Below are 11954 nucleotides of genomic sequence, written 5' to 3'. Positions count from 1 at the left end.
ACTGGTTAGCCTTTCATTACATTAACATCTTCAACCGCAATGGAACCACGATTACGGAAAAAAACGACCAGAATTGCTAAACCAATGGCAGCTTCAGCAGCTGCTACGGTTAAGACAAATAAAGCGAATACCTGACCAACGAGATCATGAAGAAATGCTGAAAATGCAACAAAATTGAGATTAACTGAAAGCAATATAAGCTCAATGGACATCAAGATAATAATCACATTTTTTCTGTTGAGAAAAATTCCAGCAATACCAATTGTAAACATCAAAGCAGAAACAGTGAGATAATGTGTAATATCAATATACATCTACATAGCCCCCCTTACATACCTTTGCCTGATTCAACTTGTTTGATTTCAATGGCACTTTCTACCGTTCTAGAAACTTGCTCCGCAATAGATTGCCGCTTTACTCCTAATTTATGACGAAGTGTTAAAACAATAGCTCCAATCATTGCAACCAATAAAATCATTCCAGCAATTTGAAAATAGAAAACATAATCCGTATAGAGAATATCACCTAATGCTTGTGTATTTGTTCGCTGCGCTAAATCTGGCATTGGTTGCGTAACATGCGTTCTCAAGACTGGAGAAAAATAGCTACTCATAAAAACAACAATCAATTCTACAGCGATAATAATGCCAATAAGAGCCCCAATCGGAGCATACCGAAGAGTTCCACTCTTTAACTCAGCAAAATCAACATCAAGCATCATAACGACAAATAAAAATAAAACAGCGACAGCTCCAACATAAACAACAAGCAGAATAAGCCCCAAAAACTCTGCTCCTGCAAGTAAAAACAAAGCTGCTGCATTAAAAAATGCGAGGATTAAAAACAAAACAGAATGCACTGGATTGCGTGCTGTAATAACAATAACTGCACTTGTTAGCATAATAAAAGCAAACAAATAGAAAAATGCCGCCGCTAGATCTGTTAGCATAGGCTTCTCCTTAATTATTCAAACAATTGGTATAAACTTCATACCAGATTACAATTTATCGGAAAAATATCCGACACCTCATTTAACGATACACTTAACGATAAGGCGCATCCATCAATATATTTCGAGCAATTTCTCGCTCCCAGCGATCTCCATTCAATAAAAGTTTTTCTTTATCATAATAAAGTTCTTCACGTGTTTCCGTCGCAAACTCAAAATTTGGACCTTCGACAATAGCTTCAACCGGACAGGCTTCTTGACAAAAACCACAGTAAATACATTTAACCATGTCTATATCATAACGGACAGTTCTACGTGTACCATCATTGCGCCGTGGCCCAGCTTCAATTGTAATCGCTTGAGCAGGACAAATCGCTTCACATAATTTACAAGCAATACACCGTTCTTCACCATTTGGATAGCGACGCAATGCATGCTCACCGCGAAAACGCTGAGATACAAAACCTTTTTCATAAGGATAATTAATCGTGGGTTTTGGTGAAAAAAATTGACGCATAGCTAAGAAAAAAGCACTCACAAATTCCAATAGAAGAAGTGACTTTGCCGCCTGAATAAAACCTGACATCGTAAAATCTCCTCTTAAACGAAATCCGTAAACTTTAAAAAAGCAGCAGTTATCACAACCATTGTTAGTGAGAGAGGAAGAAAAACCTTCCAACCAAGCCGCATGAGCTGATCATAGCGATAACGTGGAACAAATGCTTTGACCATAGCAAACCAAAAAAATACAAAACAGACTTTTAAAACAAACCAAATGATACCAGGAACCCAATTAAGCCACCAAACATCTAAGGGAGGCAGCCAACCGCCTAAAAATAGAATGGTTGTTAATGCGCACATTAAAACAATCGCAACATATTCACCTAGAAAGAAGAGCATGTAAGGCGTTGAAGAATATTCTACCATATGACCAGCAACAAGTTCAGATTCTGCTTCCACCAAATCGAATGGAGGACGGTTTGTCTCTGCAAGCGCAGAAATAAAAAATATAATAAACATTGGAAAAAGGACCAACCAATTCCAATCGAGAAAACTGTTAAAAGGAAGACCAAGAGTTGTACCAAGCCCGTGCGTTTGTTTAAAAACAATTGTTGTGAGATCTAACGAACCACTTATTAAAATGACAGTCACAAGCACAAAACCAATGGAAACTTCATAAGAAACCATTTGTGCCGCCGAACGAAGAGCTCCTAAGAAAGGATATTTTGAATTTGATGCCCATCCCCCCATAATAACACCATAAACTTCAAGAGATGAAATGGCTAAAATATAAAGCAAGCCAACATTAATCTTTGCAACCTCCCAGCCCTCATTGACAGGAATAACAGCCCAAGTTGATAAAGCAAGTGTCGCTGAAACAAAAGGAGCCAAAAGAAAAACCCCCTTATTTGCACCTGCTGGGATAATAGGTTCTTTCACAACAAATTTAATTAAATCTGCAAAAGACTGTAACAAACCCCATGGTCCAACAACGTTTGGTCCACGACGCAATTGTACCGCTGCCCAAATTTTTCTATCGGCATAAAGAAGATAAGCAACTAAGACCAAAAGAACGACCAAAAGAAGAAGTGTTTTTCCGATTATAATGAGTAATGGCAACAGCCAAGTCATAAAGAAATCATACATCATTATTCCTTTTCCTTTGCCCTTACTTTACTGTTTGTATAGCACGTTTTTTTGCAAGAGATGAACATTCAGCCATAACAGCAGAAGCACGTGCTATCGGATTTGTTAAATAAAAATCTTTAACCATAGAAGTAAATGCTTGACTCTCGAGAGAAACCATTTTTGAACCAAGCGCCTTAAGATCACTTATATCAGAAGGCACTATATCATCAACAGCACAAAGGTGTGGATAATCATTAAACAAGCATTGCCTTAATTGAGAAAGAGAATCAAAAGGGAGCTTTTGTCCTAAAATATCCGATAAAGCACGCAAAATAGCCCAATCTTCTTTTGCTTCACCTGGAGCAAAACCAGCCCGATTTGTCATTTGAACACGTCCTTCTGTATTCACATAAAGCCCTGATTTTTCAGTGTAAGCAGATGCAGGCAAAATAACGTCAGCAGCATGTGCACCATTATCACCATGGCTCCCAATATAAACTGTAAAAGCTTTTGTATTGGCTAATTCTACTTCATCAGCACCAAGCAAAAATAGAACTTCACAGGTTTTAAGTATATTTGCAACCCCAAGCTTAGAAGTAAAGCCTATGTCCAACCCTCCAACAATCGATGCTGCATTATGAAGAACCCCAAACCCATTCCATGTCTCACTAAGAGCACCTATATTATCAGCTAATTTAGCAAGACTTTTTAAAACCGATAAACCTTCACTTCCTGAAACCGCTCCCTCTCCGATAAGAATAAGGGGCCTCTTCGCTTCTTTTAAGACATTAAAAAAAACATCCTCTCCACGAATAAGTGTCGTTAATGTATCACTCCCAGATCCAAGGTAAGAATAAGGATAACGTAAATCGACTTTCTCTCCAATTAATGCAATAGGAAAATTGCCCATCCGTTGGCGCTTTAAAATACGCGCATTTAAAACAGCTGCTTCATGACGTGGATTAGATCCCACAATAAGCAGTGCATCAGCCTGTTCAATACCTACAATTGTAGGATTAAAAATATAACTCGAGCGCCCAAACTCTGGCGATAAAGCCCCCCCTCTTTGACGACAATCAAAAAGCGTTGAGCCCAAAGAACTCAATAATGCTTTAAGGGCATACATTTCTTCAACAGAAGCAAGATCCCCCGCAATGGCTCCAATTTTTTCTGGAAAAATTTTAGAGATTACCATTTTAATTTTTGCAAAAGCTTCTGTCCAACTGACAGGTTGAAGCTTTCCATCTTTGCGTACATATGGCTTATCAAGCCGCTGAGTCCGTAATCCATCCCAAATAAAACGCGTTTTATCAGAAATCCATTCCTCATTTACATCTTCATTCGTACGCGGCATAATCCGCATAACTTCACGGCCGCGGCTATCAATACGGATAGCACTACCAAGCGCATCCATCACATCAATCGATTCCGTTTTTACCAATTCCCACGGACGGGCATGAAACGCATAAGGTTTTGAAGTTAGAGCTCCCACTGGACAAAGATCAATAACATTTCCCTGTAATTCAGATGTCATAGCTTTTTCAAGATACGTCGTAATTTCAGCATCTTCACCACGACCGATCAAACCAAGCTCAGAAATACCTGCAACTTCCGTTGTAAAACGAACACACCGTGTACAATGAATACACCGTGTCATAACAGTTTTGACGAGAGGTCCAATATATTTATCTTCTACAGCACGTTTATTTTCTGTATAACGAGAACAATCTCGTCCATAAAGCATTGCTTGATCTTGAAGATCACACTCTCCCCCTTGATCACACACTGGACAATCCAAAGGATGATTAATGAGAAGAAATTCCATAACACCTTCACGTGCTTTTTTTACCATCGGTGTATTGGTAAAAATCTCAGGTGCCTCACCGTTAGGCCCCAATCGTAAATCACGAACCCCCATAGCACAAGAAGCCTGAGGTTTTGATGGACCACCCTTAACCTCAACTAAACACATACGACAATTTCCAGCAATTGACAAAGATTCATGAAAACAAAAACGTGGAATTTCTGCCCCAGCCGCCTCAGCAGCCTGAAGCAAAGTGTAGTAATCAGGAACTTCAATCTCTTTGCCATCAACTTTGATATTTATCATCACCCATCCAACCTGCGGATAACCCACTTAAAATTTGCATTCGGTTGCTCTTAAAACAAAATCCTTTATTAAACCGCTTCTAAAGCAATATTTTTGCTTTGGACTACATTTCGCGTGTATTCATCAATTCTACGCTCGATTTCCGGACGAAAATTACGTATCAACCCCTGTACAGGCCATGCGGCAGCATCACCAAGCGCACAAATAGTGTGTCCTTCAACCTGTTTAGACACTTCAAACAAAAGATCAATCTCGCGTTTTTGCGCTCTTCCCTCAACCATACGCCCTAAAAGACGCATCATCCATCCCGTCCCCTCACGACACGGTGTACACTGACCACAACTCTCGTGCTTGAAAAAAGCAGCTATACGCCAAATTGCCTTGATAATATCGGTTGATTTATCCATAACAATCATTCCCCCTGTGCCAAAAGAAGACCCGACATCTCTCATCCCATCAAAATCCATGATCGCATCGATCATATCCTCACCACGAACGACTGGACAAGAAGCCCCCCCTGGAATAACTGCTAAAAGATTATTCCATCCACCACGAACACCACCCGTATGTTTTTCAATTAATTCACGGAATGAAACACCAAGAGCGTCTTCAAATGTACAAGGTGCATTAACATGCCCTGAAACCATAAATAATTTCGTTCCAACATTATTTGCTCGTCCGATTGATGAAAACCACGAAGCACCCCGCCGCAAAATCGTTGGAACAACGGCAATAGACTCTACATTATTTACTGTTGTTGGACAGCCATAAATCCCCATATTGGCAGGAAATGGTGGTTTAAGCCGAGGTTGTCCCTTTTTTCCCTCAAGACTTTCAAGAAGAGCCGTTTCTTCACCACAAATATAAGCACCAGCTCCATGATGAATAACAATATCACAAGCATGCCCATATTTCGTTTTTTTACCAAGTAAACCCGCATCATAGCATTCATCAACGGCAGCTTGAAGCGCTTCACGTTCACGAATATATTCACCACGAATATAAATAAAAGCAACATTGGCTCCCATAGCAAAAGTAGCGATTGCACATCCTTCAATCAAAGTGTGGGGGTCATGACGTAAAATATCACGGTCTTTACAAGTTCCAGGTTCAGATTCATCGGCATTGACAACCAAATAATGAGGACGCCCATCATTCTGCTTTGGCATAAAGGACCACTTCATTCCAGTAGGAAAACCAGCACCACCACGACCGCGTAAACCCGATGCCTTCACTTCATCAATGACCCAATCACGACCTTTGTCAATCATTTCTTTCAGACCATTCCAATGCCCACGCAACATCGCAGCCTTTAATGATTTGTCTTTTAAACCATAAATATTGGTGAAGATACGATCTTTATCAGCTAGCATACCCCACCTTTTTTTCTATTACCCATAGCATTTTCCGCTTTTCCTCAAATGCAGTTTTTAAATATCTTTTCAAGACTTCTTACTTTTCGTTAAATGTTGCCGTCATGGGTAGAATAATAAAATATTTTCTCAAGAAAAATACTTAATTATGTTCCCCATTCTTTCCTTATCCTTTTTTGGTGAAGACTTGAGAGATCTTTTTTTCTTTCTCATCATCAATAAGAGAAGTTAAACCACTAATCGGTTCCGACGATTTACGACTATTTTGCGGACCAACCGCTATCTCAGAACCCTTACCTGCTTCAAATGCATCAATAATTTCTTCAAGGCGTTCAGCTGTAAGATCTTCATAAGTATCTTTAAAAATCATAACCATCGGAGCATTCACACAAGCACCAAGACACTCCACCTCTTCCCATGATAAGGTTCCATCCTGATTGGTCGCAAAAGGTTCATGATGAATTTTTTTCTGACAAACTTTAATCAATTCGTCAGAACCACGTAACATACAAGGCGTTGTACCACAAACTTGAATATGCGCTTTTGTTCCAACAGGCTTAAGCTGAAACTGAGTATAAAAAGTAGCAACTTCTAAGACACGGATATAAGCCATGGAAAGAATCTGAGCAATATGCTCAATCGCTGCACGTGTCACCCAACCATCTTGCTCTTGAGCACGCATTAATAATGGAATTACAGCAGACTGCTCACGCCCTGCAGGATATTTTTTTATGGTATTTTTTACCCATATCTGATTTTCTTTTGTAAAAGAAAACTCAGCGGGCTGATAAACATCATCTGCAAGACGGCGTACGGACATTAGCGATCAACCTCCCCAAAAACAATATCAATCGAACCCAAAATAGCTGTAGCATCTGCTAACATATGACCTCTGGTTAAAAAATCCATAGCTTGGAGATGAGCAAACCCAGGAGCACGCAACTTGACACGATAAGGCTTATTGGTTCCATCAGAAACAAGATAAACACCAAACTCACCCTTCGGAGCTTCCACAGCAACATATACTTCTCCAGGAGGTGTATGAAAACCTTCCGTATAGAGTTTAAAGTGATGAATCAGTGCTTCCATCGAGCTTTTCATTTCACTCCGCGTCGGTGGTACAATTTTGCGATCCAAGCTCGAAACCGGTCCATTTTTTTCAGTACTCAGTAAACGTTCCACACATTGGCGCATAATTTTCGCTGATTGACGCATTTCTTCCATACGAATAAGATAGCGATCATAACAATCGCTATTTTTACCTATAGGAATATCGAATTCCATTTCATCGTAACATTCATAAGGCTGACTTTTACGCAAATCCCATGGAACACCAGCTCCACGAATCATAACCCCAGAAAAACCGCGTGCCCAAGCTTCATCAATACTTACAACGCCAATATCCACATTACGCTGCTTAAAAATCCGATTTGGGGTCACAAGCGCATCAAGTTTTCCGAGAGAAACAAGAAATGGATCAATAAAATCACCAATATCCTCAACTAAAGATTCTGGTAAATCTTGATGCACGCCACCAGGACGAAAATAATTTGCATGAAGACGAGCACCACAGGCACGCTCATAAAAAATCATCAATCTTTCACGTTGCTCAAATCCCCAAAGCGGTGGTGTTAAAGCACCAACATCCATTGCCTGTGTCGTTACATTAAGCAAATGATTAAGAATACGCCCAATTTCAGAAAACAAAACACGTATTAATTGCCCTCTTTTAGGAACTTTTATATCTAATAACTTTTCAATAGCAAGAACAAAAGCATGTTCCTGATTCATAGGAGCAACATAATCCAAACGATCTAGATAAGGACCAGCTTGGAGATAAGTCTTTGTTTCCATTAATTTTTCAGTACCGCGATGCAACAACCCAATATGTGGATCTACACGCTCAACAACTTCACCGTCCAGCTCCAGAACCATGCGCAAAACCCCATGCGCGGCAGGATGCTGCGGACCAAAATTGATATTAAAGTTTCGAACATTGACCTCAGCCACAATCAACCCCTTGCTTTTTAAAAAACTTCATATCAAATATCAAAAAATCTATCACGCTAAAAAATATTTAATTATTTAAGAAATACAGTACTCTAATATAATGCCTTATCAAAACCAATATTATTTTTTTTCATCTGCTTTCCCATCACATGGCAAAGTATACTGTCCTCCTTCCCAAGGAGAAAGAAAATCAAAATTACGCATCTCTTGACGCAAAACAACAGGCTCATAAATCACCCTCTTTGCTTCATTATCATAACGGCATTCAACAAATCCTGTCACAGGAAAGTCTTTGCGTAAAGGATATCCTTCAAACCCATAATCTGTTAAAATCCGTCTCAAATCCGGGTGTCCTGAAAATAAAACCCCATACATATCATACGTTTCACGTTCATACCACTCTGCGCCAGGATAAACCGTACAAGCTGAAGCAACAGGAGTATTTTCATCCGTACGAACTTTTACACGTAAGCGTAAATTCTCACGAGGAGATAACAATTGGTAAGAAACATCAAAGCGCTTATCGCGAAAAGGATAATCCACACCACTAATGTCTGTAAGATTAATAAATTGACAGCGAGAATCATCACGAACAAACATTAAGACATCGATAATTGCATCAAGACGTGCCACAATGGTCAATTCACCAAAAGCAAGAACAGTCTCTTCAAGCTTATTTTTTAATTTGTTTTCCAAATAAGCAGCAAGCTCAACCAATGTTTCATCCACCATGACAAGAAAACTCTCTATCGCTCTATGGATCCGGTACGACGGATTTTTTTCTGTAGCAACAATATGCCGTATAATAATGCCTCTGCTGTAGGTGGACACCCTGGGACATATATATCGACAGGCACGATACGATCACATCCCCGCACTACTGAATAGGAATAATGATAATATCCCCCACCGTTTGCACATGATCCCATAGAAATCACATAACGTGGCTCTGGCATCTGATCGTACACTTTTCTTAAAGCAGGAGCCATCTTATTTGTTAGAGTACCTGCCACCACCATCACATCTGACTGGCGGGGTGAAGCTCGTGGTGCATATCCAAAACGCTCATTATCATAATGAGGCATTGAGCATTGCATCATTTCGATAGCACAACAAGCCAAACCAAAACTCATCCACATTAAAGAACCGGTACGTGCCCAAGTAATCAAAGCATCTGCCGAGGTAACTAAAAACCCCTTATCTGATAATTCAGCATTGATATCACGAAAAAACTTATCGTCAGATCCTATCAGCCCACCAGTATTTGGATCAATGATTCCTTTTGGTTTTGGAGCCTCAATCGTTGAATTATTAGATATTAATTCCATTCAAGGGCTCCTTTTTTCCATTCATATATAAATCCAATAGTCAAAATCGCTAAAAACACAATCATCGACCAAAAGCCAAACATACCTATTGATTCGAATGAAACAGCCCAAGGAAAAAGAAATGCAACTTCAAGATCAAAAATAATAAATAAAATTGACACCAAATAGAAACGAATATCAAACTTCATGCGTGCATCACTAAATGAATTAAACCCACATTCATAAGCCGATAATTTTTCAGGATCGGGGGAACGATATGCTACAATGTAAGGTGTAATCAACAAAACTCCAGCAATAACCGCTGACACAATAATGAAAATCAAGACTGGCAAATAAGAGCTCAATAAATAAGCCATAACCCTCTTCCATCGTAACGAAATGCCTGAGTTTAACACAATGATTCAATATTGCGAGACCAAACAGACAAATTTAACAATCGCTCTATTAACTCTATTCATACTGCTTCAAAGGCATACAGAGCGATACTTTTCTTATCGGCATAGGTAACGCAGAGCAAAGAAAGACGCAAGCCCTATTCTTATAAACCATATAAAAAGAAAGAAAAAACATATTTATTCCCAATCAAACACTCCACCACATCACTCATAGCATATGGATATTTTAAAAAGGAAATTTCATAAGGAATCACGAAATGGCGCGAGTGACGGGGCTCGAACCCGCGACCTCCGGCGTGACAGGCCAGCACTCTAACCAACTGAGCTACACCCGCGCATTTTTTCGAACCAATTTAATTTGGTACAAGCGGTCGTGTAAGGGGTTCATGCGTTTATGTCAAGAAGGATTATGCATTTTTAAAAAAAATTATCAAATACCATCTTTATTCTTGCGTTTAGAAAAATTTTTCCTTAAAGATTCTCCATTCAATGGCTGATCATTGCATTGGGCGATTAGCTCAGCTGGTAGAGCGCCTCGTTTACACCGAGGATGTCGGGAGTTCGAGTCTCTCATCGCCCACCATATAGCTTTATATTCCTATTAAGTTTTTGATTCTTCATATATTTTTAAAAGATAAGGGATGCCTAAATAAAGTTAGGGGAATATGATTTTTATTCTTTTCTTTACAAAGCGCATTCTTTTTGCCAGCTTTCTCTAACAATTTTTTAATAGTTCTAAATCTTCTTGTGAAATAATGTTTATCAGTCTAGCAAACATACCAACAGCTTCACATCTAAATGTATCAGAAGACTTTATAGTGAAACTTTTACAATAAGAATCCGATTCTCTTTTCAAAATTTCTGCTACCTCTTGATCTAAACTATAAAGCTCTATGATCTTTTCCTCCAGTCCTACAGGAACAGATTTTTTGCTAATCTCGACAGAAGATAAAAATCCTACAGATATGTCTAATTTCTTAGCCATATCTAAGAGGCGTTTGGAGTGATCAATGCGAAGTTTCCGTAAAATTTTACCAAAGGGTGTAAGCATTTAAATAAAACGCGTAAGGGTATAAGCTTTACGGCATAAACTGAGAAAATTATCCACCAATAATATGTTTCACGCAATCAGCAATGTGATTTACCTTCTTTGCATTAGCAGCAACTCCATTAAATTTTTTTTATAATCCAATCAGCTCCTGTTCCAAGGTGTGTAATCCATGTTTTGTGAACAATAGGCTCAACAGCCCTCACAGTTTCTTCAGTAGATGTAGTTAATTCCAGAAATCTTTCACAAACAATTCGAGGCGCTTCAAAATCATTTGCTTCATTACGTACGGTAAACAAATTATCCAAATTATCGTCGTTAATAAGATAAGGGGAATGCGTCGAATAAATTACTTTATTGCCCTTTATGCTCGATAACGTTTGTAAGGAGCTTAATATTTTTCTCTGTGGATGAATATGTAAATTATTTGCTGGCTCATCCAATAAAAAAACTATTCCATTTTTGCTTCTATGCCTGCGAACTTCTGTAAGAACTTTAAAACAAAAAAACCAACGAAACCCTTTACTTCTCTCATGTAAATAAAAAAAGAGGTTATTTGCTTTAATTTGTAAACAATAATCTACAAAACCACTGACAGTATCGTGATCACTATTAAATTTTTCTATTATACAATCATCAAAAAGGCTCTTCCCTTCAGTAATATCCACCCAACCTTCCTTCACTACTGACTTCAAATAACCATTGATCAATCCTATACGCTGCTTAACAGCATCGTTGTCATCACAATCGACAATATCTTCCTGAAAACTAATACCAAGATTTTTTCTTATTTTGCACTCGATTGGATGAGCCATAATTATAGCGACATTTTGGACTCGCATCTCCAAGACAAGTATGGGGACTTATGGGATTCATGACCACTCTCCACCATTCTGTCAAAACGTTACTACCAGCAGGTATTGTCTCATAAGTATAGCCATTGCCGCCAATAATTCTGCTTACAAAGTCATATCTATGCCCATCAAAACCAACAATGGTTTGTTTGCCATCACTCACATAACCTAACAGACCGGATGCAACTAAAACATTAAAGGCTGGTCCATAGAGATTGATAGTCGTGTTTTCGTTGGCTATACCGTGAACACCTTCTT

At 38.9% G+C, this 11954-nt stretch carries 11 protein-coding genes, 2 tRNA genes and 3 pseudogenes; 1 reads left to right on the top strand and 15 read right to left on the bottom strand.

Going from position 1 to position 11954, the window contains the following annotated elements; translation table 11 throughout:
* Positions 1-5: 5 nt before the first annotated feature.
* From nuoK to ACFINM_RS04430, 12 genes and pseudogenes are all read right to left on the bottom strand, one after another.
* Complete coding sequence (nuoK, locus tag ACFINM_RS04485; RefSeq protein WP_273791275.1) at positions 6-314, bottom strand: NADH-quinone oxidoreductase subunit NuoK; 309 nt, start codon at positions 312-314, stop codon at positions 6-8.
* Positions 315-328: 14 nt separating this feature from the next.
* Complete coding sequence (locus ACFINM_RS04480; RefSeq protein WP_375621225.1) at positions 329-949, bottom strand: NADH-quinone oxidoreductase subunit J; 621 nt, start codon at positions 947-949, stop codon at positions 329-331.
* Between the two features lie 94 nt (positions 950-1043).
* Positions 1044-1535: an NADH-quinone oxidoreductase subunit NuoI gene (gene nuoI, locus ACFINM_RS04475; RefSeq protein ID WP_273723184.1), complete on the bottom strand. Its 492-nt coding sequence runs from the start codon at positions 1533-1535 to the stop codon at positions 1044-1046.
* A 14-nt stretch (positions 1536-1549) separates the two neighbouring features.
* Positions 1550-2596, bottom strand: a complete 1047-nt coding sequence (nuoH, locus tag ACFINM_RS04470; protein ID WP_375629900.1) for an NADH-quinone oxidoreductase subunit NuoH — start codon at positions 2594-2596, stop codon at positions 1550-1552.
* Positions 2597-2618: 22 nt separating this feature from the next.
* Entirely contained in the window at positions 2619-4688 is a 2070-nt protein-coding gene (gene nuoG / locus ACFINM_RS04465) for an NADH-quinone oxidoreductase subunit NuoG (protein ID WP_375640706.1), read from the bottom strand.
* Positions 4689-4756: 68 nt separating this feature from the next.
* Positions 4757-6061 (bottom strand): NADH-quinone oxidoreductase subunit NuoF, encoded by a 1305-nt coding sequence (nuoF, locus tag ACFINM_RS04460; RefSeq protein ID WP_375629774.1) that lies wholly within the window; start codon positions 6059-6061, stop codon positions 4757-4759.
* A gap of 129 nt (positions 6062-6190) precedes the next feature.
* A pseudogene (gene nuoE, locus ACFINM_RS04455) lies at positions 6191-6881 on the bottom strand (NADH-quinone oxidoreductase subunit NuoE).
* Positions 6881-8071, bottom strand: coding sequence for an NADH-quinone oxidoreductase subunit D (locus tag ACFINM_RS04450; RefSeq protein ID WP_375613457.1), 1191 nt, complete (start codon positions 8069-8071; stop codon positions 6881-6883). Before ACFINM_RS04450 ends, nuoE begins: the two are co-directional and overlap by 1 nt.
* 120 nt (positions 8072-8191) lie before the next feature.
* Positions 8192-8803: an NADH-quinone oxidoreductase subunit C gene (locus ACFINM_RS04445; protein WP_375629771.1), complete on the bottom strand. Its 612-nt coding sequence runs from the start codon at positions 8801-8803 to the stop codon at positions 8192-8194.
* Positions 8804-8817: 14 nt separating this feature from the next.
* Positions 8818-9399 (bottom strand): NuoB/complex I 20 kDa subunit family protein, encoded by a 582-nt coding sequence (locus ACFINM_RS04440; RefSeq protein WP_375629768.1) that lies wholly within the window; start codon positions 9397-9399, stop codon positions 8818-8820.
* Positions 9390-9755 (bottom strand): NADH-quinone oxidoreductase subunit A, encoded by a 366-nt coding sequence (locus ACFINM_RS04435; RefSeq protein WP_005773599.1) that lies wholly within the window; start codon positions 9753-9755, stop codon positions 9390-9392. The genes ACFINM_RS04440 and ACFINM_RS04435 overlap by 10 nt, the downstream gene beginning before the upstream one ends.
* Before the next feature lie 297 nt (positions 9756-10052).
* Positions 10053-10129 (bottom strand) — tRNA-Asp (locus tag ACFINM_RS04430).
* A 172-nt stretch (positions 10130-10301) separates the two neighbouring features.
* On the opposite strand from ACFINM_RS04430, the gene ACFINM_RS04425 reads away from it, so the two are divergent.
* Positions 10302-10377, top strand: a tRNA-Val gene (locus tag ACFINM_RS04425).
* A 34-nt stretch (positions 10378-10411) separates the two neighbouring features.
* Here ACFINM_RS04425 and ACFINM_RS04420 read toward each other — a convergent pair.
* From ACFINM_RS04420 to ACFINM_RS04410, 3 genes and pseudogenes are all read right to left on the bottom strand, one after another.
* A pseudogene (locus ACFINM_RS04420) lies at positions 10412-10845 on the bottom strand (XRE family transcriptional regulator).
* A 119-nt stretch (positions 10846-10964) separates the two neighbouring features.
* Positions 10965-11657: an AAA family ATPase gene (locus tag ACFINM_RS04415; protein ID WP_375640700.1), complete on the bottom strand. Its 693-nt coding sequence runs from the start codon at positions 11655-11657 to the stop codon at positions 10965-10967.
* Positions 11611-11954: pseudogene (locus ACFINM_RS04410) on the bottom strand (filamentous hemagglutinin); the annotation flags it as partial. The gene ACFINM_RS04415 and the pseudogene ACFINM_RS04410, both read right to left, overlap by 47 nt.

It is taken from the genome of Bartonella sp. AA168HLJHH, from assembly GCF_042197365.1.
GTDB lineage: Bacteria > Pseudomonadota > Alphaproteobacteria > Rhizobiales > Rhizobiaceae > Bartonella.
This window is presented reverse-complemented; position numbering and strand designations above follow the sequence as displayed.